Source organism: Halorarius halobius (genome assembly GCF_024298865.1).
GTDB classification, from domain to species: Archaea; Halobacteriota; Halobacteria; order Halobacteriales; family Haloarculaceae; genus Halorarius; species Halorarius halobius.
This window is the reverse complement of sequence record NZ_CP101161.1, coordinates 2,588,259-2,613,155: the sequence shown is the minus strand read 5'-3', so window position 1 is coordinate 2,613,155 and position 24,897 is coordinate 2,588,259. Positions and strand designations below refer to the sequence as shown.

Genomic DNA, 24,897 nt, shown 5'->3' with positions numbered 1-24,897 from the left:
CGGGGCGGGGCTTATCTCTGCCGGTGGCCGCAACCGTCGGCCGGCGTGGCGAGGCGGTAGGACTATTATCCGGGAGAGAGGGGTCGCCACCATGTCCCAGGGTGCGGTACGGTGGGTCGACCGTCTGCCGGACGCGGCGGGCATCTACCTGCTCGCGGGCCTGCTCACCGTCGCCGGAGCCGGTACCGTCATCCAGCAGTACGCCGATACTGGGACGCTGACCGTCCTGTTCTACGTGTTCATGGACGTGGTCGTTCCGCTGGTCGTCGTCTGTGTGGGCGTCTATCTGGGGCGGACCGACCTCCGCCGCCGGGACGTACTGGTGGTGACCGCGTGGTTCGTGGGCGGCGTCGTCGTCCTCTGGGTCCTGTACAGCTGGGCGCTCCTCCCGGACCTGCTGGAGGGAACGCCACCGTCGGAGTTCTATCCCGAGTACGTCCTCTTCGGCAACCTCGGTGGCGCCGTCGGAGTGGTCGCGGGTCTCAACCGCGCCCGAGCACGGCAGAACCAGCGGCTCGCCGAGCGGACGGCTCTCCAGCAGGACACCCTCGAGTTCGTCAACCACCTACTTCGCCACAACGTCCTGAACGGACTACAGGTCATCGGCGGGTACACCGATATGCTGGAGGACCACACCGACACGGAGGGCCAGCGCCTCATCGACCGCATCGACGAGCGGGGCGAGCACATGACGGAACTCGTCGACAACGTCCGCGTGTTGATGCGGACGCTCTCGACGGATGTCGAGCGCCACCCCACGGAGCTATCGTCGATACTCGACTCGGAGGTGGGGGTCGCCCGAACGGCCTACCCCGACGCCGAGTTCGAGTTCGAGGCGCCCGGGGAGGTCACCGTGAGCGCAAACCGGATGCTCGGTGCCGTGTTCGAGAACCTGCTGGCGAACGCCGTCGAACACAACGACGCCGACACCCCACAGGTCCGCGTCGACGTCTCCGCCGACGGCGAGACGGCGACGGTCCGGGTAGCCGACGACGGCCCTGGCATACCGGAGCGGTACCGCGGGGCGTATCTGGAAGGGAACGGCTGGAACCCCGAGAAGACGGGCGAGGGGCTGGGGCTGTATCTCGTGTCCACGCTGGTCGCGCGGTTCGACGGCGAGGTAGCTATCGAGGAGAACGACCCCCGTGGCACCGTCGTCGTCGTTCGTCTGCCGCTGGCCGACGACTGACCCATCCATCCGCGGCGGTAGCTATACGGGACGGCCACCGGATGGTCGGTCGTGGTCGACTTCAGTTTCAGCGAAGCCGAGCGGGCCATCCGGCGGACGGCCCGCGAGTTCGCCGAGGAGGAGATTGCGCCGGTCGCGCGCGAACACGAGGAAACGGGAGAGTGGCCGCGTGCCGTCTGGGAGAAAGCCGTCGAGACGGGGCTGGTCGGCGGCACCATCCCCGAGGAGTACGGCGGCGCCGGCCTCTCGCAGGTGGAGACGTGTCTGTTCATGGAGGAGATAGCCCGCGTCGACGCCGGGATGCTCGCGGCCATCGGCACCGAGTTCGGCACCCGGATGATACGCGAGTACGGCACCGACGACCAGAAGGAGCGGATACTACGCGGCGTCGCGGAGGGTGAACTCATCGGCGCGCTGGGAAACACCGAGCCGAAACACGGCTCCGACGCCGCGAGCATCGAGACGACCGCCGAGAAGGAGGGCGACGAGTACATCATCGACGGCGTCAAGACGTTCATCACCCACGGCACCGTCGCCGACTACGTGCTGACGATGGCCCGCACCGGCGGGGAGGGGCACGCCGGCATCTCCGCGTTCATCGTCGAGACGGACCGCGACGGCTTCGAGGTCGAACGGGAGATAGAGAAGATGGGCTGGAACGCCAGCGAGACTGCGCAACTGCGCTACGACGGCGTCCGCATCCCCGAGGAGAACCTCGTCGGCACCGAGAACGCCGGCTTCTACCAGTTGATGGAGTTCTTCGAGGAGGAGCGAGTGGGCATCGGCGCGCAGGCGCTCGGCATCGCACAGGGCTGTCTCGACGAGACGGTCGAGTACGTGAAACAGCGGAGCCAGTTCGACCGCGAACTCCGCGAGTTCCAGGCCGTCCAGCACAGCGTCGCGGACATGGCGCTCAAGGTCGAGACCGCACGTCGGCTCGTGTACGACGCCGCCCAGCGAATCGACGACGGGGGGAAGCCGACGAAGCTCGCCTCGATGGCGAAGCTCCACGCCAGCGAAATCGCCGAGGAAGTGGCCTCCGAGGCCGTCCAACTGCACGGCGGCAACGGCTACACCCGCGAGTACCCCGTCGAACGGCAGTTCCGCCACACCAAGATTTACCAAATCGGCGAGGGGGCAAGCGCCATCCAGCGGAACATCATCGCCGGGGAACTGCTGGACCTCTAGGCGGGCCGCGTAGCTTTATCCGCCCGGGCGTGTGTCGTGGTAGCATGAACCTGTACGAGCAGTTCCGTCGGCACGTCGACCGCGCGCCGGGGGCGCCGGCGCTGGTCGACCCCGACGGGGAAGACGTGACGTACGCCGCGCTCGACGAGCGGGCGGGGGCCGTGGCCGCGACGCTGGCCGAGCGGACCGACCCGGGCGACCGCGTCGCCGTCTACATGCTCGACAACGACACGTACGTCGCCTGCGTCCTCGGCGCGTTGCGTGCGGGCTGTGCGGTGACGCCGGTGAACTACCGGTTCGACACCGAGGGCGTCCGGGGCGTTCTGGAGGACGTGCGACCGACGGTGCTTCTGACGGACGACGTGTATCGGAACACCGCCCACGATGTCGCCGCAGACGTCGACGCTATCGAAACCGTCATCGAGGCTCACGAGGGCGGGTTCGTCGCTGACGCGGTCGGCGACCCCGGCGCGGCACCGGCTCCGGTGACCCGACTCGATGACGACGTGGCGGTCGTGATGCACACCTCCGGAACCACCGGGACGCCGAAGGGCGTGGTCCAGACGCACCGCACCGTCGGCGCACAGATAGACGCCGGTGCGGCCCGCTACGGCATCACCCCGGACGACACCGCAGTCGTCGCCGTCCCGTTGTTTCACGTCGGTGGACTCCACTGCGCGACGATGATGGCGCTCACGAACGGGGCGAGCCTCGTCGTCCAGCCGGCGTGGAACGCCGCCGAGTGGGCGCGGCTGGTCGAGGCGACGGACGCGACGTACTCGGGGCTGATTCCGGCGATGATACGTGACCTGCTCGACACGGAGGCGGCCCGCGAACGGGACACCTCCTCCATCGACTTCTGTCTGTACGGCGGGAGCCCGACGCCGGAGGCGCTGTTACAGGAGTTCGAGGAGGCGTTCGACCTGGGCGGGCTGTACGACTTCTACGGGCAGACCGAGGCGTCGGGCGTCTCGGTCACGTACGGCGCGGGCTGGGAGCGCCGTCCCGGCATGATGGGGACGGTCGTCGAGTCGCTGGAGTGGCGCGTCGTCGAGATTGGGAGCGGCGAACCGCTCCCGGCGGGCCAGCAGGGGGAGCTCCAGTTGCGCGGCGACTCCATCATGGACCGCTACTGGGAACTGCCCGAACGCACCGAGGAGGCGTTCGACGACGGGTGGTTCCGGACGGGCGACGTGGTGGTCGCGGACGACGACGGCTACATCTCGTACGTGGACCGGCTCGACGACATCATTCTCTCCGGTGGCGAGAAGGTCGCGCCCGCGGCGGTCGAGGATGCACTCCAGGAGTGGAACCGCGTGCAGGGCGTCGCGGTGTTCGGGACGCCACACGAGCGGCTTGGCGAGGCCGTCACCGCCGCCGTCATCGGGGAGGACGATCTGACGACGGAGGAGGTAGCGGCGTACTGCGACGACCACGGCGGACTGGCGGGCTACGAGACACCCCGTCGAGTCGTCTTCGTCGACGAGTTCCCACGCACCGGGAGCCAGAAGGTGGACAAGGTCGCGCTCCGCGAGCGCGTCGCGGACTGACCAGAGGGGCAGACAGGCGGCCCCGGCAGTCGCGACACGGCATCGCGCTCGCGCCGCATCGTTCGCGGATGGGTGGGCCACGCAACCGCCGAGTTCCATCCGCGACGTGCGCTACGTCACGGAAGCGGTGGCCGCGGAATCGTATATAAACGTTAGCCGACCCGGGTTCCCGGAGAGCCACCCGCGAGGAACGCATCGGTGCCGTCGGCGTCGAACACGTACGCCGGCACCTCGAGCGCGAGCAACTCGCGGACCTTGCCGGCCATCCCTCCCGTAACGTCGGTGGCGTCGCTCCCGCCGAGCGCCTCGGCGGCGTCCTCGAACCGCTCGATGCGGTCGATGACCTCCCCGTCGGCGTCGAGAACGCCGGGGACGGCAGAACAGAGGCCGACCCGGTCGGCGCCGAGTTGCGTCGCGAGGTCGACGACCAGTTCGTCGCCCGAGAGGATGGTCGCTCCCTTGCCCGCATGTGCGACCACGTCGCCGTGGAGCACGGGCACGAACCCCTCCGCGAGCATCGTGGTGATGGGTCCCGACGACACCACCAACTCGCCGGTCGCCGGGCGGACGGCGTTCGAGAACGGGTGGACCGGGACCGCGGGCACGTCCCGCTCGGCAAGCGCCTCCACGACGGCGTCGTTGAGCCGCTTCATCGCGCCGTGGATAGCGCGGACTGCGGCGGCGTCGTGGGTCCCCTCCGTGGTGGTGACGCCGTGCTCGCTGGCGTGGTGGTGGCCGAACGAGCCGCCGCCGTGGACCACCACCAGCCGCCCGTCGTGGCCGGCGATGGCCTCCGCGAGCCGGTCGAGGTTCTCGGTGTCGACGGTCTCGGGGTCGTCCTTCCGGGTTACGACGCTCCCGCCAAGCTTGAGGACGATCACTCGACGCGCACCCCCTCGGTGTCGAGTTCCGCCCGGAACGTCTCCTCGCAACCAGGCGTGTAGTTCAGCGCCGTCTCGACGCCCTCCGTCTCGTCGAGCGCGACGATACAGCCGCCCCCGCCCGCGCCGGTGAGTTTGGCCCCGTCCGCGCCCGCGTCGCGAGCGGCCCACACCATCGTGTCCAGCGACCGCGAGGAGACGCCAAGCGCCGACAGCAGGCCGTGATTGAAGTTCATCAGGCGGCCGACCTCCTCGACGTCCCCCTCGCGGAGCGCGTGCTCACCGGTGCGGACCACGTCCCCGATTGCCTCGACGGTGTCGGCGGCGAACCCGTACGTCTCCCGGAGGTCGCGGACGGTGGCGACGAGTTCGCCCGTGTTTCCCGCACCGCCGTCGTAGCCGACGACGAACGGGAGTTCCGGGGCGTCGTCGATGCGACGGCAGTCGTCTCCCTCGACGCGGACGGCGCCGCCCATCGTCGAACAGAACGTGTCCGCCCGGGAGGCCTGGCCCTCCTGGACCTCGTACTCGACCTGATACGCTCGGTCGGCTAACTCCTCGCGGTCGAGTTCGACGCCGAGTTCGCGGGTCGCGGCGTCGATGCCCGCGACGGCGACGGCCGCCGACGACCCCAGCCCCGCTCCGAGCGGGATGGCCGACTCGATGCTGACGTTGAAGCCGGCGTCCGGCGCGTCGGCCGCGTCGCGGGCCTGCGCGACCGCGCCGTCGACGTAGCCGGTCGCCGCCTCCACGAGGTCCGCGGGCACGTTCACGTCCGCTTCCTCGAGGTCGTCGCCGTACGTTATCGCGAATCCGTCCAGCGAGAGGTCCTCCGCCTCCACCCGGAGGCGGTCGTCGTCGCGCTCCTCTACGGTCACGCTGGCGCGGCGGCCGACCGCACACGGCACCGCCGGTTCGCCGTAGACGACGGCGTGCTCCCCGAACAGATACACCTTCCCCGGGGCGCTCGAAGTGGTCATACCTGTGCGAGCGGGGGCCGGGCGCAAAAACGGTGCGGGTCCCGGCGGGGCCGGGGATTGAAGCGATCCGGTTCCGAGATGCGAGCGTGCACGACCTCACCCGCCGCTCGCGCGAACGGACCGACGAGGTGCTCGTCGACCACGCCGCCGACTACGGCCGGTTCCGCGTCCGTGAGCCGGAGTGGGAGCTGTCGCCTGTCGACCACGACCGGGTGCGCGAGCGGTTCGAGGCGGGCGCGGACGGCGGTGCCGGCGTCTGGGTTACGCGCGACGACAGCGTGTTGCTGGTCCGCCACGCAGACGAGACGGCGTGGTCCGACCCTGGCGGGAAGCGGGCGGCCGGCGAGACGTTCGCCGAAGCCGCCCGCCGGGAGACACGCGAGGAAGCAGGCGTCGACGTCGACATCGGCGGCGTCGTCGAACTCCACGCCGTCAGCCACGTCGCGCCCGACCGGCCGCGGCTCGTCTCCCCCATCGTCGTGTTCGCGGGGTCGTACGCCGGCGGGGAGCCGGCTCCCGACGAGGGAGACCGGGTCGCGGCGGCCCGATGGTTCACCGAGCGGCCCGACGACCTGCTGTACGACGCGCTCGCCGAGTTCCCGTGGCCGACGGACAACGGCTAAACCGGAGGCACCCGAAGAACGGGCATGTCCGTCACGGCGGCGTGTCGCCATCTCGACCGTACGCTCTCGGAGTTGGCCGCCGAGTACGGCCGGCTGGAGGTCGTCCGCGAGCCGCGGGAGGTGACCCCCGACGAGTACGACCGCCTCCACGAACGCGCGAGCGTGCTCGACGGCTGTGGCGGCGCCGGCGCCTGGCTGTACGACCCCGACGGGCGCGTCCTGCTCGTGGACGGCGAGGAAGGGTGGGAGGAGCCCGGTGCACCCCGTCGACCGGGCGACGACTATCGTGAGTGTGCCGAGCGCGCGGTCCGCGAACGGACTGGCATCGACCCCCAACTGGCCGACGTGCGCCACGTCCACGTCCGCTACTGCCACGACTGGACCGACCGCGACCCTATCCCCCAACCGTTCGTCGTGTTCACGGGGACGGCGACCGGCGACCCCGGCCCGGAAGCGACGTGGCACGCCGACCCGCCCGGGGAACTCCTGTACGAACTCCTCCGCGAGTCGGTGTAACACATCTCTCGGGACTCTGCTCTCGAAACCCTTATGTCCCACAGGCGTCTCTCACTAAAAGCAATGGCGACCGGAAAGGTTGACTTCTTCAACGACACTGGCGGTTACGGCTTCATCGACACCGAGGATTCCGACGAGGACGTCTTCTTCCACATGGAGGACATCGGCGGAGAGGACCTGGAAGAGGGTCAGGAGGTCGAGTTTGAGATCGAGGACGCCCCGAAGGGTCCGCGCGCGAAGAACCTGACCCGGCTGTAATCGGGTCGGCTTCGTTACCGGCACTCAGTACCGTTCTTCGAACCATCCACGCCCGACAGCGGTGGCAGTACCGTCCGGGCTCGTTCTTTCGGCGACGCACGACGCCAGCGACGGCACCGGTACGGCGCCGCCGCTGACGACGTGAGAGAAACGAAAACCGAGTCCCGTTACAGGTCGCTCTCGAAGTCCTCGAGCGCGTAGGCGGGTTCGGCACCGCGGCGGTCGAGCGTCTCGTTGGCGAGCAGCCAGTAGACGACGGAGAGAGCCTTGCGGCCCTTGTTGTTCGTCGGGACCACGAGGTCGACGTTCGACGTCGTGTTGTTGGAGTCGCACATGGCGATGACCGGGATGCCGACCGTGATGGCTTCCTTCACCGCCTGCGAGTCACCGATGGGGTCGGTGACGACGACGACGTCCGGTTCGATGTAGCCGTCGTACTTCGGGTTCGTCAGCGTCCCCGGGATGAACCGCCCGGTCCGGGCGCGAGCGCCGACGGCGTCCGCGAACTTCTCGGCCGGGAATCGACCGTACTGGCGCGAGGACGCGACCAGAATCTGCTCGGGGTCGTAGTTCGCCAGGAACGAGGCGGCCGTGCGGATGCGGTCGTCCGTCTGCGAGACGTCCAGCACGTACAGCCCGTCGGTCCGGACGCGATGGATGAACCGCTCCATCGACTGGGTCTTCTGCTGGGTCCCGATGTGGACGCCCGACGCGAGGTAGTCCTCGACCGGGATGAGCAGGTCGGCCTCGTCGTCCGGCATGACGTCCTCGTCGAGGACGGCCGGCTCCTCCTCGGCTTCCTCCTCCTCCTCGGTCTCGTCGGCCTCCTCGGCCGCCGCTGTCTCTTCGGCCTCGGCCTCCTCGTCGGCGGCCTCGGCGGTCTCTTCCTCGTCGGTGGTCTCGGCGACCGGTTCCGGGTCGTCGGCGGGCTCGGCACCGGACTCGCCGGTGGGCTCCGCGTCGACGTCGGATTCGGCCGCGTCGAGACCGTCGTCGTTGTCGCTCATGCGTTTGCCTCGATTCTGATGAGTTCGTTCAGTTTGGCGGTGCGCTCGCCGCCGACCGCGCCCGTCTTGATGAACGGGGCGTCGGTCGCCACGGCGAGGTGGGCGATGGTGGTGTCCTCCGTCTCCCCGCTCCGGTGGGAGATGACGGGGTCGTAGCCGTTGCGCTGGGCGAGTTCGACCGCGTCGAACGCGTCCGACAGCGTCCCTATCTGGTTCGGCTTCACCAGGATGCTGTTGGCCGCGCCGCGCTCGATGCCCTCCGACAGACGGTCGGTGTTGGTGACGAACAGGTCGTCGCCGCAGACGAGCGTGCGGTCGCCCACGCGCTCGGTCAACTCGGCGAACCCGTCGTAGTCGTCCTCGTCGAGCGGGTCCTCGACGTACGCGAGGTCGTACTCGTCGACGAGCGAGGCGATGTAGTCGACCTGCTCGTCGGGCGTGCGGACCGTATCACCGTACCGGTACGCGCCGTCCTCGTACAGTTCCGCGGCGGCGACGTCGAGGCCGAACTTGATGTCGAACCCCACGTCGTCCGCGACCGTCTCGACGGCCTGCTCGACGACGTCGAACGCCTCGCTGTCGTCGACGGAGGGCGCCCACGCGCCCTCGTCACCTTTCGCGGCAGGGATGCCGCGCTCCGCGAGGATGTCGTGGACCTCGCCGTGGACCGCCGCGTTGGCGAACACGGCGTCGGCGACGCTCGGGGCGCCGACCGGCGCGGCGAGGAACTCCTGGATGTGGGTCGCGTCCGCGGCGTGTTCGCCACCGCCGACCACGTTGCCCAGCGGGACCGGGAAGTTCTCGCCGCGGAACGCGCCGCCGAGATGCTGGTACAGCGGCGCGCCCAGCATGTCGGCGCCCGCCTTCGCGGCGGCCATCGAGATGGCGACCGCGCTGTTGGCACCGACCTTCGAGAAGTCGTCGGTGCCGTCCGCACCGCGGAGCGCGCGGTCGACCGACCGTTGGTCGCCGGCGTACACCTGGCCCTCGATGCGCGGCACCGCGAGTTCGCGGGCGCTGGCGATGGCCTCCTCCGGCGGGAGTTCGATGGCCTCGTACTCGCCGGTCGAGGCCCCCGAGGGGGCCGCCGCCCGACCGAAGCCACCGGACTCGGTTCGCACCTCGGCCTCGACCGTCGGATTCCCCCGACTGTCGAGGACGCGGCGGAGCCGTACCTCCGTGACGAGCGTCACGCCTCGTCACCTCGCCGCACCGTGAAGGGGAGGACGCCCGCGTCGTACTCCTCGGCCGCGATGAGTATCGGCTCCGTCTGGTTCGTCTCGATGAGCACGGGCGCGCCGTGTGACACCTGCAGGGCTCGCGCCCCCAGGATGCGCGCCTTCTCGTAGCGGTTGTCCGTCTTCATTGGTAGGGTGCCACCACGTCGACGAGGTCCTTGTGCGAGACGAGCATCCGTCGGCAACAGGCCCGCTCCACGCCGAGTTCGTCGAGGACCTGCTTCGGGTCCTCGTCGCCCTCGCGGGTGCGCGCCTTGAACTCCTCCCAGTGCTCGCCGACGACCTTGCCGCACGTGAAACACCGGACCGGGACCATCATGTGTGAATCACCTAGCGGTAGGACTTCTGGTAGCGGGCCCGTGCGCCGGGGCCGCCCCACTTCTTCGGTTCGGACTGGCGCACGTCGTTGACGAGCAACGAGCGGTCGAACGCCATGAACGCGTCGCGCAGTTCCGCGTCGTTGCTGTGCTGGACCAGTCCGCGGGCGATGGCCGTGCGGGTGGCGTCGGCCTGCCCCGCGAAGCCACCGCCGCTGACGGTGATGTCGACGTCGACGGAGTCGCGCAGGTCCTCCTCGGCGATGCGGAATGGCTCCAGCATCTTGAGTCGCGCCTGCTCCGGTTCGACCAGTTCGACGGGCTGGCTGTTGATTCGCACCTTCCCCGACCCGTCGCTCACGGTGGCGCGAGCGATGGCCGTCTTCTTCTTGCCGGACGTGTTCGTTACCATGTTACGTTGGCCCCCAGGTTCTCGGAAACCTCACCGAGGGTGGTGAAGTTGATGTTCGAGAGTCGATCCAGCGACGTGCCCTCGAGGACGTCGCCGTCCTCGTCGAGCGGGTTGCCGACGTACACGCGGACGTTCTCGAACGCTTCGCGGCCGCGCGTCTCCTTGTACGGCACCATCCCGCGGATGGACCGCTTGAAGATGCGGTCCGGCCGCTTCGGATAGTACGGGCCGCGGTCGGAGCCGACGTCGCGGCGCTTCTCGTACACCTCCATGGTGTCCTCGGCGTTGCCGGTGATGACCGCGCCCTCGGCGTTCACCACGGCGACGCGCTCGCCGTCAAGCGCGCGCTGGGCGACGTTCGAGGCGACGCGACCCATGATGCAGTCCTTCGCGTCGACGACGACATCGGCGTCGAACTCGGCGTGGCTCATCGGATCACCCGCACGTCGGTTCCGTCGGGGTTGTTCTCGAGCGCTTCCTCCAGCGTCACGGTCTCACCGACGTGCTCGATTTTGGTCTCCGCTGACGACGAGAAGTCGACGGCGGCGACGGTGACCTCCTTGCGGAGGGCACCGGAACCGAGCACCTTCCCGGGCACGACGACGGTCTCGTCCTCGCGGGCGTACCGTTCGATGCGGCCCAGGTTCACCTCAGCGTGGGTCCGTCGCGGCTTCTCCAGCCGCTCGGCCACGTCGGCCCACACGTCGCCCCCACCGTTACGGGTGGTGGACTTGAGGTCGGCGATGAGACTGTTGAGTCTCGGGTTCGTCTTGCTCATTCTGTATCACTCCAGGGAGAGAATGGATGCAGGGAGCAGGATTTGAACCTGCGGACGTCTACACGACAGCGCCCTGAACGCTGCGCCGTTGGCCTGACTTGGCTATCCCTGCACGCGGTTTTCGGTACTGCGCGCCCGTTGTTAACCCCTTCGGTGTGACACCGGAAGCCGCCGACAGAGCCGGCGGCGTCGCTCGGTGTCCGGGGCATCCACGGTGTGTGGCTGTGGGCGCGCATCGGTGTTACAGTTGGACTGCCTCTTCGAGTTCGGCGGCGCGGTCGTGGATGGTGTCGACGGCCGCAAGCACCAGCTCCTCCACCGTCAGCGAGCCGTCCGTCTCGACGTGGAACACGAACGCGTTCGGCACGTCCGAGACGGCGACCTCCTTCCCGGGATACCGGTTCGTGAGGTCGTTGCCGAACTCGTCGGTGGCGACGAGCGTGCCGTCCTCGTCCTCGATGACGCCACGGACGATGTGGGGCTCGTCGGACTCGAACTCCTCGCTGTCGCCGACGACTTCGACCTGCTGGAGGTGGCGGTAGCCGACCGCGACCCCGCCCTGATGTTTGGCGTGGGCCTTCCCCGTGTCGAGCACCGCGTCGGCCTCGATTTCGAGGCGCTGGCCCTCCTTCAGGTCGATGATGGGGACGTTCTCGTCGGCCGGCTGGACGAGGTCGTCAGACGACCGGAGGTCGCCGGAGTAGGCGGTGTCCGGCCCCTCGACGTCGAGCGCGAGCGTCACCTCGTCGCCGACCTCGAACTCGCCCGGCGGCGTCGTCAGCGGGACGAGACCAAGACGGAGCCCTATCTGCTCGTCGAACATCACCGACGAGTTCTCGACGACGCGGACCTCGTCTATCGAGAGCGTCGGCACGTCCGCGAGCATCGCCCGTCGAACGCCGTTGGCGAACGCGGGCGTCACGCCGCGAACGAGGAACCGCGCTTCGCGGTCGCCGCGTTCGATGAACTCCACCTCGTATTGCTCGCTCATGTCAGAACCCGCTGTTCTTCGGCGCCCGCGTACCGTCGTGCGGGATGGGAGTCACGTCCTCGATGCGACCGATCTCCAGGCCGGCACGGGCGAGCGCGCGGATCGTCGCCTGTGCGCCGGGCCCGGGAGACTTGTTCAGGTTACCGCCCGGGCCGCGCACGCGGACGTGGAGCCCGTCGATGCCCGCGGCCTTGATCTCGTCGGCGACCGCCTCCGCCATCTGCATGGCGGCGTACGGCGACGCCTCGTCGCGGTTCTGCTTCACGACCGTCCCGCCGGAGGACTTCACGATGGTCTCCGCGCCGGTCACGTCCGTTACCGTGATGATCGTGTTGTTGAACGAGGCATACACGTGTGCGATGCCCCACTTGCCGTCGTTGCTCTCACTCATTCTTGGTCACCTCCCGCACGCTCCGGGTGCAGGTCGTCCGCGAGCGGACTGTTCTCGTCGTAGTCGATGGCGTCCTCCTCGCTCACCTCGACGGTGTAGGAGGGCGTCGTGACGCGTGCGCCGTCGACCGTGACGTGGCCGTGGACGATGAACTGCCGCGCCTGCTGGGTCGTGTTCGCCAGCCCCTGGCGGTACGCGATGGTCTGGAGCCGACGCTCGAGCACGTCCTCGACGTCGAGCGACAGCACGTCGTCCAGCGAGTCGTCCTCGCCGAGCACGCCGACGCGCTGGAGCCGTGCGAGGAACTCGTCGCCCTTCCGGGCGGCGGCCTCGGCGTCGCCCTGCGTGCGGCCCAGCAGTTTCCGGGCCTCGCGGCGGTAGTCGCGCAGTTCCGACTGCGCGCGCCACAGCTCCTCCTTGTTCTTGAGGCCGTACGTCTCCAGCAGACGGGCCTCCTGGTCGATGCGTTCACCCTGGTACGGGTGGTTCGGCGTCTCGTACAGCTTCGTGTTGCTTCCAAGCGGCATTACTCCTCACCACCTTCGGCCTCCTCGGCCTGCTGCTCCTTGATGGCCTCGACGTTGACACCGATGGTGCCCTCCGTCCGGCCCGTGGACTTCGTCCGCTGGCCGCGGACCTTCTGCCCGCGCTTGTGGCGGGTTCCTTTGTAGGAGTCTATCATCTTCATCCGGTTGATGTCCCGCCGCCGGGTCATCTCGAGGTCGTTGCCGAACTCGTGGGTCGAGTCGCCCGAGAAGTAGTGGTCCTGGTGGTTGACCATCCACTCGGGCACCTCGTCGGCGTACCCCTCGACGAGTTCGACGATGTCGTCGATTTCGTCGTCCTCGAGTTTGCCGATGACCGAACGTCGGTCGATGCCGGCTTTCTGGGCGATGATGCGGGCCGTTCGTCGGCCGATTCCGTTCATCTCTGTCAGCGACCGCTCGACTGACTTGGTGCCGTCGAGGTCGGTCTGGCCGATGCGGACGAAGTAGCGGATGTCCTCCTCCTCGTCCTCGGCCTCGGTGTCGGGTTCTTCCGCGCTCATGTGTGGATACGGTTGGTTGTGTGGGTGTGTGAGCGTCGTGGCGGGGATTCGAACCCCGGGGGCATTACGCCACTGAGTTAGCAACCCAGCGCCTTGGGCCACTTGGCTACCACGACCTGCGTGTGTCTGGCGGACGCGTTCGCGTCCCGCGTGTATCTCCGCCCTTGCGGACTCGGGCGCGGAGCGCCCTACATCGATTGCACTCGACACAACTCCCTACCCGTACTTAAGGGTCACGAACGCGTGACGGCCGTGCGACGACGGAACACACGCCGCCGGAACCACCGGGCGCGGGCGCCCGGCGAGACGGTCGCTACTCTGTCGCCGACTCGAGCAGGGGGACCATCCCGTCCAGGAACATCTGCTTGACCCCCTCGGGCCCGGTGATTGTCAGGCTGGTCGTCTCGTACGGCGGCGACACCTCGATGCGGTAGTCGGCGAACGCACAGCACTGGTGTTCGTGGACGACGAACGTCGCCGCCGCCTCCAGCGCCGCCTCGGTCCCCTCGAACCGGAGGGTGACGCCGTCCTCGTGTTCCTCGGCGCCCGCGTACGCGTCCGCAAGCGCGTCGTGTACGAGGCCGGGGCGGTCCGCCGCCATCTCGGCCGTCATCTCGCATGCTATCGGTGGGTCTGACTCTGTCTCGCTCATGCTACGTCTTGGCTTTTTGTTCCAAAGCTATTAAACTGTCAACTCCAAAGTATAGAACGAACTTCGCTCGCTCGAACCCATGTCCGAGAACCCTGGCTCCTCCGAGAAACCCGCCGGATCGCCCCGCTGTCTCTGTCCGCTCGACGGCGTCATGGACCTGCTCAGCCGGAAGTACGCGATGCAGGTGGTCTGTGTCGTCGGCGCACTTCAGCCGGCACGTTACGGCGACATCGAGGAGGCGTTCGGCGAGGTGAGCAGTTCGACGCTGTCGGCGCGACTGGGTGAGTTGACGGAGGCCGGCCTCCTCGACAGGGACCAGCACGACACCATCCCGCCGCGGGTGGAGTACCGGCTCACCGACGACGGCGCCGAGTTACACGAGCGCCTGGAACCGCTCGTCGAGTGGGCCGAACGACGCGACTAATCGCGTTCGAGCGTGCCGCGTTCCTTTATCTGCAGGATGGTCCGCACGTTCCGGTATATCTCGGGCGGCGAGGTGTCCTCCTCCGGGTCGTAGAGGTCGGAGACCCGGTAGAGAAGCGCCGCTAGCTGTTCGGACTCCGAGGAGTCGCCACGCACGTCCTCTGCCACCTCGCGGACGAGCGCCGCCCGCTCCGGGTCGGGGTCGATGCCGTCCCCGTCGCTCATCGCTCCGCTTCGCGCCGCCGGTGGACGATGCCCTGCATGTTGGCCGCCGACTCGGTGAACTCGCGGAACGCCGCGCCCGTCTGGTTGTCGTCCTCGAGGACGATGGGCGCGCCCGTGTCGCCGCCCTCCCGAACCGCGGGGTCCAGCGGCACCGACCCGAGGAACGGCAGGTCGTTCTCGTCGGCGAACGACCGGCCGCCGCCCTCGCCGAAGATGGCGTGCTCGCTCCCGCAGTCCGGACACCTGAACGCGGACATGTTCTCGACGATACCGAGGACGGGCGTGTCGTGTTTGCCGAACATGCGCAGACCCTTACGGGCGTCGTCGAGCGCCACCTCCTGGGGCGTGGTGACGATGACGGCCCCCGAGACGGGCACCGACTGGAGCAGGGTGAGTTGCGTGTCGCCGGTGCCCGGCGGCAGGTCCACGACCATGTAGTCGAGGCCCCCCCACTCGACGTCCTCGACGAGTTGGGTGATGAGCTTGTGGACCATCGGCCCCCGCCAGATGACGGGGTCGTCCTCGCCGACGAGAAAGGCCATGCTCATCAGTTTCACCCCGTAGCGCTCCGGGGGCACGATTGTCTCGTCGGGCGTCGCCTGCGGCCGTTCGTCGGCCTCGACCATCCGCGGGACGTTCGGCCCGTACACGTCGGCGTCGAACAGGCCGACGCGGGCACCCAACTCCGAGAGCCCGGCCGCGAGGTTTACCGCGACGGTGGATTTGCCGACGCCGCCCTTCCCGGAGGCGACGGCGATGACGTTCTTCACGTCCGGGAGCACCTGTTCGTCGGGCGCGATACCCCGGTCGACGCTCGCCGAGAGGTCGACGCTCTCGACGCCGGCTTCCGAGAGCGTCTTGCGCACCTCGGCGGCGATAGCCGTCTCCGTCGGCGAGTACGGCGCACCCAGCGCCAGGTCGACCGCGACGGCGTCGCCGTCCACCTCGACGCTGTTGACGAGTCCCAGCGACACGACGTCGTCGCCGAGGTCGGGGTCCGTGACCCCTTCGAGAGCCTCACGTACGGCGGCTTCGTCCATGCCCGGGCTAGTCTCGGTCGGTGAATAAGGGTTGTGTGTAACGGCGACCGTCAGCGTCGACGGCGACGCGACCGCCGGCGCCGGTAGTCACGGGCCGCGTTCACGGCGCCGGGCGGTCCCACCGACCCGCCGAACCGCCACACGGCGCATCGCCGGCTAAAATTCGCTTTAGCGAGGATATTTCCGTCCCCCCGCCAAACGGGGAGGCATGGAAGGGTTCACTTCAGGTAAGGGCTCCGCGCCGGAGTCCACCCCGGAGTTCGACACCGGGACGACCACCGTCGGCATCGTCGCCGACGACGGGGTCGTCCTCGCCACCGACCGGCGAGCGTCGCTGGCCGGCCGGTTCGTGTCGAACAAGTCGGCCGAGAAGATATTCGAGGTCCACCCGACCGCCGCCATCACCATCTCGGGTGGCGTCGGCGACGGGCAGACGTTCGCCAAGCAACTGGAGGTCCAGTCGTCGCTGTACGAGACGCGCCGGGGCGAGGCGATGAGCATGGAGGCGCTGTCGACGACGGCCGCGAACGTCATCCGCGGGATGCGAGTCGTCCCCCTGCTCGGGGGCGTCGACGGGGAAGGCGGCCACCTCTACAGCCTCGACCCTGCCGGTGGCCTGATGGAAGACACCTACGGCGCCACCGGCTCCGGGATGCAACTCGCGTACGGCGTGCTCGAACGCGAGTTCGAGGAGGGCATGAGCCTCGATGCGGCCGTCGACCTCGCGGTCCGGGCGGTCGCGGCCGCCAGCGAGCGCGACACCGCCTCCGGCAACGGGGCGATGGTCGCCCGCATCACGAGCGACGGCGTCGACATCTACGAGGAAGGCACCGAGGCGGAGACGACCGACGAGCAGGCGGACACCGAGGAGGTCTAACTTATGCAGGGCAACTCCCAACAGCAGGCGTACGACCGCGGCACGAACATCTTCAGTCCCGACGGCCGACTGTATCAGGTCGAGTACGCGCGGGAGGCGGTGAAGCGCGGCTCGCCCACCGTCGGCGTCCGCACCGGCGAGGGCGTCGTGTTCGTCACCGGCGGCCGGCTCCGCTCGCCGCTCCAGGTCGCCGAGAGCATCGAGAAGATACACAAGGCCGACGACCACGTCGGCATCGCCAGCGCGGGCCACGTCGCGGACGCCCGCCAACTGGTCGACGTGGCACGCCGACAGGCGCAGGTAGAGCGCCTGCGGTTCGAGGAGCCAGCCAGCATCGAGGCGCTGACCAAGGAGGTCACCGGCTACATCCAGGAGTACACGCAGGCGGGCGGCGCGCGGCCGTTCGGCGCGGCCCTGCTTCTGGGTGGCGTCGACCCCGACGGCACGCCGCGGCTGTTCGAGACGGACCCCTCGGGGACCCCCTACGAGTGGGCCGCGGTCGCCATCGGCGGCGACTCCGCGGAGATACAGGACTACCTCGAGGAGAACTACGACGAGGGGCTCGACAGCGACGGCGGCCTCGAACTCGCGCTCCGTGCGCTCGCGTCGGTCAACGACGGGACGCTCGACGCCGAGGGGATGAGCGCGGCCGTCGTCAACGGCGACGGCTACCGTCAGCTCTCGGGCGACGAACTCCACACGACCATCGACGACCACGGTCTCGCGGAGACCGAAGCCGACGAGTAACCGCTTCTACGCGGCCGTCGGGTCGGCCGCCTCGCTCTCCTGCGGGTCGACCGTCGTCCGCTCCGTGTGGACGACCGAGCAGTCCTCGCCCACGAGCACCGCCAGGTGGTCCTCGCCGACACGAACGCCGACACGGACACAGACCGGCTCCTCGGAGAGCACCGTCTCCGTCCACTCGGGGCCGACGTTCCAGACCGGATGGTCCCGGACGTCCTCGCCGTGCTCGTGGTACAGCGACACGACGGCCGGATGCTCGAGCACCGTCAGCGCGACTGGACATCGGAGCCCGTCGCCGCAGGCGGTACACTCGAACGTCGCGCGCGGGCGCTCGTCGCTCATCTCGACCGCCCTGTCGGTCGCGCCGCCACACTCCGGGCAGGAGCCCTCGCGAAACACCTGCACCCGGTGGCGGTGGTGGCGGTCGAACGCGTCGAGCAGTGCCTCGTCGTCGTGGGTGGCGTGGCCGCCCGGCGGGAACGGGAGCGCGAGCACGTCCCGGTCGCAGTCGTCGCAGGCGACCGTCAGGACGTTATCCTCGCCGGTCGCGACGAGGGCCCCCTCACAGAACGGGCAGGGGTCGGGGACCGAGATGGGGTCGTGGTCGAACCGCTCGGTGAACGTACCCGCCGCCGTCTCCCTGACGACGGCCAGCCCTGCGTACGTCAGCCGGTAGCCGTCCTCGACTTCCTCGACGTACTCGTCGCGCAACTGGCGGAGATGGTACGAGAAGCCGGCGGTCGTCTCCGCGTCGGTGGCCTCGAACAGGTCGGTGAACCCCCGCGTGACGCGGCGGACGCACCCCTCGTCGACGGCGGCGAGCGCATCCAGTATCTCCATCCGCGTCGCGTCGCCAAGGCGCGCGAACGCCTCGCTCGGGTCCCCAGTCACGGCTTGGCTTCGCGCCCCGCTCACTTAAGCGGTTCAGCCCCGACGACCCCCGCCGGCGACACAAGACGTATCCACGCTGGAGACAGTTCGTAACCGTCTGTGGTTACTGTCCCCTCCTCCGTGGCCGCGAATTTAAGCGTCGTCGTCCGAACGAACGGACATGCTCGTCGACGGGTTCGGCCGCGAGGTGACTGGGGTCCGCATCTCCCTGACGGACCGCTGTAACTTCGACTGCGTCTACTGTCACAACGAGGGGCTTGGCGACACGCGCGGTCCGATGGAACCCGACGACGACGAGATGTCGACCGACGACGTGGTCCGTTTCCTCGAAGTGGCCCGCGAGTTCGACGTGGAGTCGGTCAAGTTCACCGGCGGCGAGCCGATGCTTCGAGCGGACCTGGAGGAGATTATCCGGCGGACGCCCGAGGGAATGGAGACGTCCCTCACGACGAACGGGACGTTCCTGCCGGGGCGGGCCGAAGACCTGCGGGCGGCGGGGCTGGACCGTGTGAACGTCTCGCAGGACGCCCTGGAGCCGGAGGCGTTCCGCGAGGTGACCAAATCGGGCGCGTACGACGACGTCATCGAGGGCGTCCTCGCGGCGGTCGACGCGGGGCTCGACCCCGTGAAGCTCAACATGGTCGTGTTCGAGGCCACCGCGGGCTACGTCCCCGAGATGGTCGAGCACGTCGCGGAGAACGACGGCCTCCAGCTCCAGCTCATCGAGTACATGCCTGAGCTCGCCGGCCGGCCGGAGTGGGCCGTCGACATCGACCGCGTCCACGGCTGGCTGGCCGAGCAGGCCGACCGGGTCGAGCACCGCGAGATGCACGACCGGCGGCGCTACTGGGTGAACGGCGGGATGGTCGAAATCGTCGACCCCGTCGGCAACGAGGACTTCTGTGCGAACTGCCACCGGGTTCGCGTGACCCACCAGGGGATGCTGAAAGGCTGTCTCAACCGCAACGACGACCTGAAGCCGATGGGCGAGATGACCAGCCCGGAGATACGCGAGGCGTTCCGCGACGTGGTCGCCGAGCGGGTCCCGTACTACGGCGAGTACATGGTCAAGGACGACGACGGCGAGTGGGTCGTCAACGAGGAGTACATCGGCGCCTAGAGGACGCGAAGCGACCGATACGGCCGAAGTCGGCTGTCGACCAGTTCCGGGGCCCGGAGCGCGGGGACGGTAAACGGGCCGTTGTTCGCGCAGGAAGCGAGTACGACGAGTCAATCGAGGGGAGTCTCTCGGCGAAACAGCGCCACGGGCAGTGAGGAAAGCGGTTCCGATGGGCCAGTCATATTCTCCTCCCCGTAGAACGACGACCGACTTCGCGTCAGTCCGAGACGGCGTCGCCGACCGCGGAGCCGGTCGCGACAGCGTACCTGTCCTCCGGCGGCAGGTCCGCGACCGTCTCGTCGAGTTTTCCTCGGAACTGGTCGAGGCGGTCGCGGAGCCGCTCGTACTCGGGGTGGCCCTCCAGTTCGGCCGTGTCGTGTTCGGCTTCCAGGGCCGCGGCCTTCGACGCCAGCGAGAAGAACTCCTGCAGGCGGCGGTCGTAGCGGGCCCGCTGGAGCAGACGCTCTACCACGTCGAACAGTTCCGAGCGGCCGACCGGCTTGCGGACGTAGTCGTCGAACCCCATCTCGACGATGTCGACGTCCGGTTCGACGCCCGTGAGCATCGCCACCCGGCAGTCGAGGTCCCGCTCCCGAATGTGGGCGAGGACCTCCTCACCCGACAGCTCCGGCATCCGGCGGTCGAGCAGGACGACGTCGACGTCCGCGTCCAACTGTTCGATGGCTTCGTGGCCGTCGAGCGCGGTCCGGACCGCGTACTCTCCGTCGAGGCTGGCGGCGTGTCCCTCGACGATGCCCTGTTCGTCGTCCACCACGAGCACCGTCGACTCCGGCTCCCCGCTCATGGGTTCGGGTACGATACCCAAAGGGCCCTGTCACATAGTTTTTACGTCAGACGTTGATAAACCAACGCGGAGTCGTGGTGGTCGTCGCTCCCCCGGCGGCCGGCTACTGGAAGCCACGCCCGACATCGTCGTCGTCGACGAGGTCGTCGAGTTCCGCGTCGAGCAGTTCCTCGGCCTCGTCGAACGTCGTCGTCAGTTCGTCGAGTCCGTCGGGCCGGCCGTACTGGTCGTGCTCCATCGGACCGAACGCGGGCGAATCGAGCGCGTCCATCACGTCGTCGAACAGCGCGTCCGGCGTCGTCGGGGCGTCCGCGTGGGCCTTCAGCACTTCCTCTAGCTCGTTGGCCGCGTTCTCGGCCTCGTCCTCGGACTCGAACGGCGACTGGACGCCGAACCGCCCCGACCCTTCCTCGGGGAACAGCGGGTCGAGGTCGTCGTCGATGCGGCGAGCCACCTGCGAGCCGACACCGCGCACCTCGAACGGGTTCTTCGCGTACGTCTTCAACTGGTAGACGCCGACCGAGGGGTGGCCGAGGAACATGTCCTCGCCGACGCCGCCCCGGCGGTCGCCCGAGACGGCGCGCCAGCCGTCGGGGTCGGCGTTCGACTCCACGACGTCCTCGAGAATGTCCTGCCAGTCACGAACGCGCATACACGGGCCTGGGTGCGCACCACTCAAAGGCGTATCGTCCGCGGCACGGCCGTCGAACCGGTCGCCGTTCGCGTTGACGTGGGTCTCGCTCCCTTCGGTCGCTCGACCCACGCTACCGACAGCGTTTTTCTCCCCACGCCGCAGGGGAGCATGTGAACCTCCGCGGCCCGGTCGTCGAGGTGGACGACCCCCGACAGGTCGACACCAGCAACGGCACCGCAGACCTCGCCGAGGTGACGCTGAAGACCGAACGCGGTGCCGGCCCCCCGGTGGATGTCACGCTGTGGGGGAAGTGGACCGAGACCGCGGCCGTGCTCGAACCGGGGATGGACCTGCTGGTCGTCGACCCCGAGCAGGAGGAGTACCGGGGCGAGACGCAGTACCAGACCGGGCGGGAGACGCTCGTCGTCGTCGACCCCGACTTCCTCGTCGACGTGACCGACGTGCGGACGTGGGTGCAGTGTCCGCGGATGTACTGGCTGAACAAGATATCGGCGACGCCGCTCGCGTACCCCGTGATTCGCGGGACCATCGTCCACGAGGTGTTCGGCGACCTCCTGCGGGGTCGCGACCTCGAAGATGCCATCGAGGACCGCGTCGCTGAGGCCGGCCTCGACCTCGGCCTGCTCGGCGAGGACCCCGACGCCGTCGCCGAGGAGGTGCGGCAGAACGCCGGCGCCGTCGAGGGGTGGCTCTCGCAGGGCCGACTCACCGAAGACGACGACTGGCGCTCCGAGCAGACGCTCGTCTCCGAGACGTTCGGCATCAAGGGCCGTGCCGACGCTGTCCGCCGGGGGATGCCGGTCGAACTCAAGACCGGCAAGAACCTCGACCGCGAACCCCGCTTCCACGACAAGGTGCAGGCGGCCTGCTACGCACTCCTGCTTGGAGAACGCGAGGCCGGCGACGACTCCATCGCGACTGCCGCACCCGACACCGGCACCCTCCTGTACACGAAGAACTCGGCGCTCGACCGGGTCGAGGAGTCGGGCGACCTCTCGCCCGCCAAGGAGTTCTCCATCGGCCCGGGACTGCTGAAGTACGTCGTCCGCCAGCGCAACGAAATCGCGGCGATGGAACACGACTTCTCGATACCGACGGGGTACGAGGCCGACGCCATCTGCGAGTACTGCTTCGAGCAGGACACCTGTATGGTCGTCTCCGGCCGCCTCGACCACGACTCGAAGGCCGGGCAGATAGGGACGGCCGTACCGGAGGAGGAACGGGACTACTTCGACCGGTTCTACCGCGCAATCGAGGAAGAGCGGCGCGCCGTCCACGCCGAGTACCGGAAACTGTGGGAGCAGAGCGCCGAACAGCGGGCCGACGACGACCGCGCGCTCATCGGCCTGGAGCCGGCGGGGCGGCGCGAACTCCCCGACGGCTCGTGGGAACTCACCGCGACCCGGACGCGGGACGCCGTCTCGAAGATACGCGAGGGCGACGTGGTGCTCGCCTCGGACGGCCACCCGACCCGTGGCCGGGCGGAACTCGGGCGCGTGCAAGAACTCGGCGAGGAGGTAGTCGTCACCGCCGACGAGCCGCTCGAGTTGTGCCGGCTCGACGTCTACCCCTCCGAGCTCACCGTCTCGCGGCTGTTGTCGGCGCTCCACGACGCCGTCCTCAAGGGCGACCCCGACCGGAAGGACGTGCTGTTCGGGCGGCGCGAACCGGCGTTCTCCGGCGAGGAGCGAACGTACATCGACAACAACGACGCCCAGAACGAGGCGGTCAATCTCGCGGTCCGGGCCGACGACCTCGCGCTGGTCCACGGCCCACCGGGTACGGGGAAGACGTACACGCTCGCGCGGACTGTCCGGGCCCTGGTCGAGCAGGGCGAGCGGGTGCTACTGTCGGCGTTCACCAACCGCGCCGTCGACAACGCGCTCGAGGCGCTCCGCGACCAGGGGTTCGACGAGTTCGTGCGCGTCGGCACCGAGTCGGGCGTCCACGAGGAGATGCAGGGCGCACGGCTCGTCGAGCGGGGCGACCCCGCGGACGTGGCCGGCGACCTCACCGACGCGCCGGTCGTGGCCGCGACGACCGCCTCCTGTGGCTCGCGCACGATGCTCGAGCAGTCGTTCGACGTGGCCGTCGTCGACGAGGCGGGCCAGCTTACGGAACCGGGGACGATGGCGGCGGTGAACCTCGCGGACCGGTTCGTGCTCGTGGGCGACCACCAGCAACTGCCGCCCGTCGTCCGCGCGGAGAACGACCTCCAGCGGTCGCTGTTCGAACGGCTCATCGACGCCCACCCGGACGCGGGCGTCATGCTCGACCGCCAGTACCGGATGTGCCAGCGCGTCCAGTGGTTCTCCAGCGAGGAGTTCTACGACGGGCAGTTGCGCCCCGCCACCCCGGAGGTGGCCGGCCAGTCGCTCGGCGACCTCGGCGTCGCCGTCGACGACCTCCCGCCGGCGCTTCGCGACGCCGTCTCGTTCGTCGACCCGGACGGCACACAGCGGGGCAACACGAACCCGGCGGAGGCCGACCGCGTGGCCGAGGTGGTCGAGGCGTACGTCGACGCCGGCGTCCCACGCGATGAGGTCGGCGTCATCGCGCCGTTCCGCGCGCAGGTCGCGGAGATATCGAAGCGCCTGCCCGAGACGACCGTCGACACCGTCGACCGGTTCCAGGGCTCCGCGACGGAGGTCGTCGTCGTCTCGTTCGTCGCGACCGGCGACCTCGACGGCCCAATCTTCGACGACCACCGGCGGATGAACGTCGCCCTGACCCGTGCGAAGAAGGCGCTCGCGCTCGTCGGGGACGCCGAGGCGCTGTCGAGCGACGAGTTCTACGGGCGACTGCTCCGCTGGGCGCGCGCCTGACGGCAAACTACTCCACGCTGGCACCCAGACGAAGCGTATGGTGACGGTTCCCCACGGCGACGGCTCCATCGACGTGTCGTTGCCCGACTGCGAGGTGACGGTCGCCGACCCGCCGGGCGGCGAGGCGGTCGACCCCCGGGAGGCGGCAGAGCGTGCCGTCGCGTCGCCGCACGGCCCCCGGCTCCGCGACGTGGCCGACGCCGACGACAGCGTCGCGCTCGTCGTGACCGACGTGACCCGTGCGACCCCCGACGACGTGCTCGCGGACGTCCTGCTCGCGGAACTGGCGGCCGCGGGCGTCGACCGCGAGCAGGTCACCGTCGTCGTGGGACTCGGCCTCCACCGGCCGATGACCGACGTGGAACTCCGCGAGGGGCTGGGCGAGCACGCGGACCTCGCGGTCAACCACGACCCCGAGGCCGTCGTGGCGGTCGGCGAGGTGGACGGCGTCCCCGTGGAGGTCCACGAGACGGTCGCCGCGGCCGACCGCGTCGTTTCGACGGGGATGGTCGAGCCCCACCAGTACGCGGGCTTTTCAGGCGGCGCCAAAACGGTCGCTATCGGCGCCGGCTCCGAGTCGTTCATCCGCTACACCCACGGCCCGGAGATGCTGTCCCGCGAGGGCGTCCGGCTCGGCCGCGTCGACGACAACCCGTTCCGCGAGGCGGTCGACCGGGCGGGGGAGGCGGTCGGCGTCGACTTCTGTCTCAACGTCACGCACGGTCCGCTGGGCATCCTCGATGCGGCGGCCGGACGGCCACGCGCGGTAGTCCGTTCGCTGGCCGCCAGCGCCCGCGAGGCGCTGTCGGTCACGGTCGAGGACGACTACGACGCCGTCGTCGCGGGCGTCGGCGCGCCGAAGGACGCCAACCTGTATCAGGCGACGCGGGCGTTCACCTACGTCGTGCTGGGCGCACGAAATCCACTGCGACCGGGCGGCCGAGTCGTCGTTCCAGCGCGGCTAGAAGAGGGGGCCGGTGAGGGCACCGGCGAACGACGCTTCTACGAGCGGTTGTCGGCCGCATCGAGCGCCGGGGCGCTCTACGAGTCGATGCGCGAGGGGTACGACCCCGGCGCACAGCGCGCGTTCGTCGTGGCCCGGGCGCTGTGTAACCACGACTGCTACGTGACGAACAGCGAATCGCCCGACATCGTGGAAGACTGTCTCCTCCAGGCCCGTCCGAACGTTTCGGACGCGGTCGACCCAGACTCGGAGGTGCTTGTCGCCCCGCGCGCGCTGGAGACGTTGCTCTCGTAATCCTCTCGTTCGACG

Annotated in this window: 31 protein-coding genes and 2 tRNA genes; 12 read left to right on the top strand and 21 right to left on the bottom strand. The window is 69.1% G+C overall.

Annotated elements, in window-relative coordinates:
• Positions 1-91 precede the first annotated feature (91 nt).
• The 3 genes from NL112_RS13960 to NL112_RS13950 are packed head-to-tail and all read left to right on the top strand — an operon-like array spanning position 92 to position 3,927.
• The gene (locus NL112_RS13960; protein WP_255149455.1) at positions 92-1,189 is read left to right on the top strand and encodes a sensor histidine kinase; all 1,098 of its coding nucleotides are present in this window, start codon (positions 92-94) and stop codon (positions 1,187-1,189) included.
• Positions 1,190-1,240: 51 nt separating this feature from the next.
• Positions 1,241-2,377, top strand: a complete 1,137-nt coding sequence (locus NL112_RS13955) for an acyl-CoA dehydrogenase family protein (RefSeq protein ID WP_255149454.1) — start codon at positions 1,241-1,243, stop codon at positions 2,375-2,377.
• Positions 2,378-2,421: 44 nt separating this feature from the next.
• Positions 2,422-3,927: a class I adenylate-forming enzyme family protein gene (locus NL112_RS13950; RefSeq protein ID WP_255149453.1), complete on the top strand. Its 1,506-nt coding sequence runs from the start codon at positions 2,422-2,424 to the stop codon at positions 3,925-3,927.
• Between the two features lie 152 nt (positions 3,928-4,079).
• On the opposite strand, the gene NL112_RS13945 is transcribed toward NL112_RS13950, so the two are convergent.
• Both NL112_RS13945 and mvk read right to left on the bottom strand, forming a co-directional pair.
• Entirely contained in the window at positions 4,080-4,808 is a 729-nt protein-coding gene (locus tag NL112_RS13945; RefSeq protein WP_255149452.1) for an isopentenyl phosphate kinase, read from the bottom strand.
• Positions 4,805-5,788 carry a mevalonate kinase gene (gene mvk / locus NL112_RS13940; RefSeq protein ID WP_255149451.1) on the bottom strand — a complete coding sequence of 328 codons (984 nt, stop codon included), beginning with the start codon at positions 5,786-5,788 and terminating at the stop codon, positions 4,805-4,807. The genes NL112_RS13945 and mvk overlap by 4 nt, the downstream gene beginning before the upstream one ends.
• An 86-nt stretch (positions 5,789-5,874) precedes the next feature.
• On the opposite strand from mvk, the gene NL112_RS13935 reads away from it, so the two are divergent.
• The 3 genes from NL112_RS13935 to NL112_RS13925 all read left to right on the top strand — a co-directional run bounded on the left by NL112_RS13935 (position 5,875) and on the right by NL112_RS13925 (position 7,185).
• The gene (locus NL112_RS13935; protein WP_255149450.1) at positions 5,875-6,411 is read left to right on the top strand and encodes an NUDIX domain-containing protein; all 537 of its coding nucleotides are present in this window, start codon (positions 5,875-5,877) and stop codon (positions 6,409-6,411) included.
• Between the two features lie 24 nt (positions 6,412-6,435).
• Positions 6,436-6,927: an NUDIX domain-containing protein gene (locus NL112_RS13930; RefSeq protein WP_255149449.1), complete on the top strand. Its 492-nt coding sequence runs from the start codon at positions 6,436-6,438 to the stop codon at positions 6,925-6,927.
• Between the two features lie 63 nt (positions 6,928-6,990).
• Positions 6,991-7,185, top strand: a complete 195-nt coding sequence (locus tag NL112_RS13925) for a cold-shock protein (protein ID WP_255149448.1) — start codon at positions 6,991-6,993, stop codon at positions 7,183-7,185.
• Positions 7,186-7,352: 167 nt separating this feature from the next.
• On the opposite strand, the gene rpsB is transcribed toward NL112_RS13925, so the two are convergent.
• The 14 genes from rpsB to NL112_RS13855 all read right to left on the bottom strand — a co-directional run bounded on the left by rpsB (position 7,353) and on the right by NL112_RS13855 (position 14,019).
• Positions 7,353-8,192: a 30S ribosomal protein S2 gene (gene rpsB / locus NL112_RS13920; protein WP_255149447.1), complete on the bottom strand. Its 840-nt coding sequence runs from the start codon at positions 8,190-8,192 to the stop codon at positions 7,353-7,355.
• On the bottom strand, positions 8,189-9,385 hold the full coding sequence (eno, locus tag NL112_RS13915) for a phosphopyruvate hydratase (protein ID WP_255149446.1): 1,197 nt from the start codon (positions 9,383-9,385) through the stop codon (positions 8,189-8,191). Before eno ends, rpsB begins: the two co-directional genes overlap by 4 nt.
• Positions 9,382-9,558, bottom strand: a complete 177-nt coding sequence (locus NL112_RS13910) for a DNA-directed RNA polymerase subunit K (RefSeq protein ID WP_255149445.1) — start codon at positions 9,556-9,558, stop codon at positions 9,382-9,384. The genes eno and NL112_RS13910 overlap by 4 nt, the downstream gene beginning before the upstream one ends.
• A complete protein-coding gene (locus NL112_RS13905) occupies positions 9,555-9,749 on the bottom strand; it encodes a DNA-directed RNA polymerase subunit N (RefSeq protein WP_255149444.1) in 195 nt (64 codons plus the stop codon). The genes NL112_RS13910 and NL112_RS13905 overlap by 4 nt, the downstream gene beginning before the upstream one ends.
• An 11-nt stretch (positions 9,750-9,760) precedes the next feature.
• Positions 9,761-10,159, bottom strand: a complete 399-nt coding sequence (locus NL112_RS13900; RefSeq protein WP_255149443.1) for a 30S ribosomal protein S9 — start codon at positions 10,157-10,159, stop codon at positions 9,761-9,763.
• On the bottom strand, positions 10,153-10,590 hold the full coding sequence (locus NL112_RS13895; protein WP_255149442.1) for a 50S ribosomal protein L13: 438 nt from the start codon (positions 10,588-10,590) through the stop codon (positions 10,153-10,155). Before NL112_RS13895 ends, NL112_RS13900 begins: the two co-directional genes overlap by 7 nt.
• Positions 10,587-10,937 (bottom strand): 50S ribosomal protein L18e, encoded by a 351-nt coding sequence (locus NL112_RS13890; RefSeq protein WP_255149441.1) that lies wholly within the window; start codon positions 10,935-10,937, stop codon positions 10,587-10,589. Before NL112_RS13890 ends, NL112_RS13895 begins: the two co-directional genes overlap by 4 nt.
• Positions 10,938-10,964: 27 nt before the next feature.
• Positions 10,965-11,049 (bottom strand) — tRNA-Leu (locus tag NL112_RS13885).
• A gap of 129 nt (positions 11,050-11,178) precedes the next feature.
• Positions 11,179-11,928, bottom strand: a complete 750-nt coding sequence (locus tag NL112_RS13880; protein WP_255149440.1) for a DNA-directed RNA polymerase subunit D — start codon at positions 11,926-11,928, stop codon at positions 11,179-11,181.
• A 1-nt stretch (position 11,929) separates the two neighbouring features.
• Complete coding sequence (locus NL112_RS13875) at positions 11,930-12,319, bottom strand: 30S ribosomal protein S11 (RefSeq protein WP_255149439.1); 390 nt, start codon at positions 12,317-12,319, stop codon at positions 11,930-11,932.
• Entirely contained in the window at positions 12,316-12,846 is a 531-nt protein-coding gene (locus NL112_RS13870) for a 30S ribosomal protein S4 (protein WP_255149438.1), read from the bottom strand. The genes NL112_RS13875 and NL112_RS13870 overlap by 4 nt, the downstream gene beginning before the upstream one ends.
• Positions 12,846-13,367 carry a 30S ribosomal protein S13 gene (locus NL112_RS13865; protein WP_255149437.1) on the bottom strand — a complete coding sequence of 174 codons (522 nt, stop codon included), beginning with the start codon at positions 13,365-13,367 and terminating at the stop codon, positions 12,846-12,848. The genes NL112_RS13870 and NL112_RS13865 overlap by 1 nt, the downstream gene beginning before the upstream one ends.
• Before the next feature lie 33 nt (positions 13,368-13,400).
• Positions 13,401-13,483: transfer RNA gene (locus tag NL112_RS13860), tRNA-Ser, on the bottom strand.
• 197 nt (positions 13,484-13,680) lie between these two features.
• A complete protein-coding gene (locus NL112_RS13855; RefSeq protein WP_255149436.1) occupies positions 13,681-14,019 on the bottom strand; it encodes a hypothetical protein in 339 nt (112 codons plus the stop codon).
• A 79-nt stretch (positions 14,020-14,098) separates the two neighbouring features.
• On the opposite strand from NL112_RS13855, the gene NL112_RS13850 reads away from it, so the two are divergent.
• Positions 14,099-14,443, top strand: coding sequence for a winged helix-turn-helix transcriptional regulator (locus NL112_RS13850; RefSeq protein WP_255149435.1), 345 nt, complete (start codon positions 14,099-14,101; stop codon positions 14,441-14,443).
• Here NL112_RS13850 and NL112_RS13845 read toward each other — a convergent pair.
• Both NL112_RS13845 and NL112_RS13840 read right to left on the bottom strand, forming a co-directional pair.
• Positions 14,440-14,667: a DUF7976 family protein gene (locus NL112_RS13845; RefSeq protein WP_255149434.1), complete on the bottom strand. Its 228-nt coding sequence runs from the start codon at positions 14,665-14,667 to the stop codon at positions 14,440-14,442. The two genes, NL112_RS13850 and NL112_RS13845, sit on opposite strands and share 4 nt — an antisense overlap.
• Positions 14,664-15,707 carry an Mrp/NBP35 family ATP-binding protein gene (locus NL112_RS13840; protein WP_255149433.1) on the bottom strand — a complete coding sequence of 348 codons (1,044 nt, stop codon included), beginning with the start codon at positions 15,705-15,707 and terminating at the stop codon, positions 14,664-14,666. The genes NL112_RS13845 and NL112_RS13840 overlap by 4 nt, the downstream gene beginning before the upstream one ends.
• Before the next feature lie 208 nt (positions 15,708-15,915).
• Between NL112_RS13840 and NL112_RS13835 the strand changes: the two genes are divergently transcribed.
• Both NL112_RS13835 and psmA read left to right on the top strand, forming a co-directional pair.
• Positions 15,916-16,584: an Ntn hydrolase family protein gene (locus tag NL112_RS13835; protein ID WP_255149432.1), complete on the top strand. Its 669-nt coding sequence runs from the start codon at positions 15,916-15,918 to the stop codon at positions 16,582-16,584.
• A gap of 3 nt (positions 16,585-16,587) precedes the next feature.
• A complete protein-coding gene (psmA, locus tag NL112_RS13830) occupies positions 16,588-17,331 on the top strand; it encodes an archaeal proteasome endopeptidase complex subunit alpha (protein ID WP_255149431.1) in 744 nt (247 codons plus the stop codon).
• Positions 17,332-17,337: 6 nt separating this feature from the next.
• Here psmA and NL112_RS13825 read toward each other — a convergent pair whose 3' ends face one another.
• Positions 17,338-18,219: a DUF7351 domain-containing protein gene (locus NL112_RS13825; protein WP_255149430.1), complete on the bottom strand. Its 882-nt coding sequence runs from the start codon at positions 18,217-18,219 to the stop codon at positions 17,338-17,340.
• A 160-nt stretch (positions 18,220-18,379) separates the two neighbouring features.
• Between NL112_RS13825 and moaA the strand changes: the two genes are divergently transcribed.
• Positions 18,380-19,339 (top strand): GTP 3',8-cyclase MoaA, encoded by a 960-nt coding sequence (gene moaA, locus NL112_RS13820; RefSeq protein WP_255149429.1) that lies wholly within the window; start codon positions 18,380-18,382, stop codon positions 19,337-19,339.
• A 217-nt stretch (positions 19,340-19,556) separates the two neighbouring features.
• Here moaA and NL112_RS13815 read toward each other — a convergent pair whose 3' ends face one another.
• Positions 19,557-20,144 (bottom strand): HalX domain-containing protein, encoded by a 588-nt coding sequence (locus NL112_RS13815; RefSeq protein ID WP_255149428.1) that lies wholly within the window; start codon positions 20,142-20,144, stop codon positions 19,557-19,559.
• A 103-nt stretch (positions 20,145-20,247) separates the two neighbouring features.
• Positions 20,248-20,796, bottom strand: coding sequence for a hypothetical protein (locus NL112_RS13810; protein WP_255149427.1), 549 nt, complete (start codon positions 20,794-20,796; stop codon positions 20,248-20,250).
• Positions 20,797-20,948: 152 nt separating this feature from the next.
• On the opposite strand from NL112_RS13810, the gene NL112_RS13805 reads away from it, so the two are divergent.
• The gene (locus NL112_RS13805; RefSeq protein WP_255149426.1) at positions 20,949-23,624 is read left to right on the top strand and encodes an AAA domain-containing protein; all 2,676 of its coding nucleotides are present in this window, start codon (positions 20,949-20,951) and stop codon (positions 23,622-23,624) included.
• 40 nt (positions 23,625-23,664) lie between these two features.
• Positions 23,665-24,882 (top strand): lactate racemase domain-containing protein, encoded by a 1,218-nt coding sequence (locus tag NL112_RS13800; protein ID WP_350356174.1) that lies wholly within the window; start codon positions 23,665-23,667, stop codon positions 24,880-24,882.
• Positions 24,883-24,897 lie beyond the last annotated feature (15 nt).

What these genes read in the sequence shown, in the direction of transcription:
- NL112_RS13960 (WP_255149455.1), top strand. Translation starts at nt 92, where the DNA reads ATGTCCCAGGGTGCGGTACGGTGGGTCGACCGTCTGCCGGACGCGGCG.
- NL112_RS13950 (WP_255149453.1), top strand. Translation starts at nt 2,422, where the DNA reads ATGAACCTGTACGAGCAGTTCCGTCGGCACGTCGACCGCGCGCCGGGG.
- mvk (WP_255149451.1), bottom strand. Translation starts at nt 5,788, where the DNA reads ATGACCACTTCGAGCGCCCCGGGGAAGGTGTATCTGTTCGGGGAGCAC.
- NL112_RS13930 (WP_255149449.1), top strand. Translation starts at nt 6,436, where the DNA reads ATGTCCGTCACGGCGGCGTGTCGCCATCTCGACCGTACGCTCTCGGAG.
- NL112_RS13925 (WP_255149448.1), top strand. Translation starts at nt 6,991, where the DNA reads ATGGCGACCGGAAAGGTTGACTTCTTCAACGACACTGGCGGTTACGGC.
- rpsB (WP_255149447.1), bottom strand. Translation starts at nt 8,192, where the DNA reads ATGAGCGACAACGACGACGGTCTCGACGCGGCCGAATCCGACGTCGAC.
- NL112_RS13910 (WP_255149445.1), bottom strand. Translation starts at nt 9,558, where the DNA reads ATGAAGACGGACAACCGCTACGAGAAGGCGCGCATCCTGGGGGCGCGA.
- NL112_RS13905 (WP_255149444.1), bottom strand. Translation starts at nt 9,749, where the DNA reads ATGATGGTCCCGGTCCGGTGTTTCACGTGCGGCAAGGTCGTCGGCGAG.
- NL112_RS13900 (WP_255149443.1), bottom strand. Translation starts at nt 10,159, where the DNA reads ATGGTAACGAACACGTCCGGCAAGAAGAAGACGGCCATCGCTCGCGCC.
- NL112_RS13895 (WP_255149442.1), bottom strand. Translation starts at nt 10,590, where the DNA reads ATGAGCCACGCCGAGTTCGACGCCGATGTCGTCGTCGACGCGAAGGAC.
- NL112_RS13890 (WP_255149441.1), bottom strand. Translation starts at nt 10,937, where the DNA reads ATGAGCAAGACGAACCCGAGACTCAACAGTCTCATCGCCGACCTCAAG.
- NL112_RS13880 (WP_255149440.1), bottom strand. Translation starts at nt 11,928, where the DNA reads ATGAGCGAGCAATACGAGGTGGAGTTCATCGAACGCGGCGACCGCGAA.
- NL112_RS13875 (WP_255149439.1), bottom strand. Translation starts at nt 12,319, where the DNA reads ATGAGTGAGAGCAACGACGGCAAGTGGGGCATCGCACACGTGTATGCC.
- NL112_RS13870 (WP_255149438.1), bottom strand. Translation starts at nt 12,846, where the DNA reads ATGCCGCTTGGAAGCAACACGAAGCTGTACGAGACGCCGAACCACCCG.
- NL112_RS13865 (WP_255149437.1), bottom strand. Translation starts at nt 13,367, where the DNA reads ATGAGCGCGGAAGAACCCGACACCGAGGCCGAGGACGAGGAGGAGGAC.
- NL112_RS13855 (WP_255149436.1), bottom strand. Translation starts at nt 14,019, where the DNA reads ATGAGCGAGACAGAGTCAGACCCACCGATAGCATGCGAGATGACGGCC.
- NL112_RS13850 (WP_255149435.1), top strand. Translation starts at nt 14,099, where the DNA reads ATGTCCGAGAACCCTGGCTCCTCCGAGAAACCCGCCGGATCGCCCCGC.
- NL112_RS13845 (WP_255149434.1), bottom strand. Translation starts at nt 14,667, where the DNA reads ATGAGCGACGGGGACGGCATCGACCCCGACCCGGAGCGGGCGGCGCTC.
- NL112_RS13840 (WP_255149433.1), bottom strand. Translation starts at nt 15,707, where the DNA reads ATGGACGAAGCCGCCGTACGTGAGGCTCTCGAAGGGGTCACGGACCCC.
- NL112_RS13835 (WP_255149432.1), top strand. Translation starts at nt 15,916, where the DNA reads ATGGAAGGGTTCACTTCAGGTAAGGGCTCCGCGCCGGAGTCCACCCCG.
- psmA (WP_255149431.1), top strand. Translation starts at nt 16,588, where the DNA reads ATGCAGGGCAACTCCCAACAGCAGGCGTACGACCGCGGCACGAACATC.
- moaA (WP_255149429.1), top strand. Translation starts at nt 18,380, where the DNA reads ATGCTCGTCGACGGGTTCGGCCGCGAGGTGACTGGGGTCCGCATCTCC.
- NL112_RS13815 (WP_255149428.1), bottom strand. Translation starts at nt 20,144, where the DNA reads ATGAGCGGGGAGCCGGAGTCGACGGTGCTCGTGGTGGACGACGAACAG.
- NL112_RS13810 (WP_255149427.1), bottom strand. Translation starts at nt 20,796, where the DNA reads ATGCGCGTTCGTGACTGGCAGGACATTCTCGAGGACGTCGTGGAGTCG.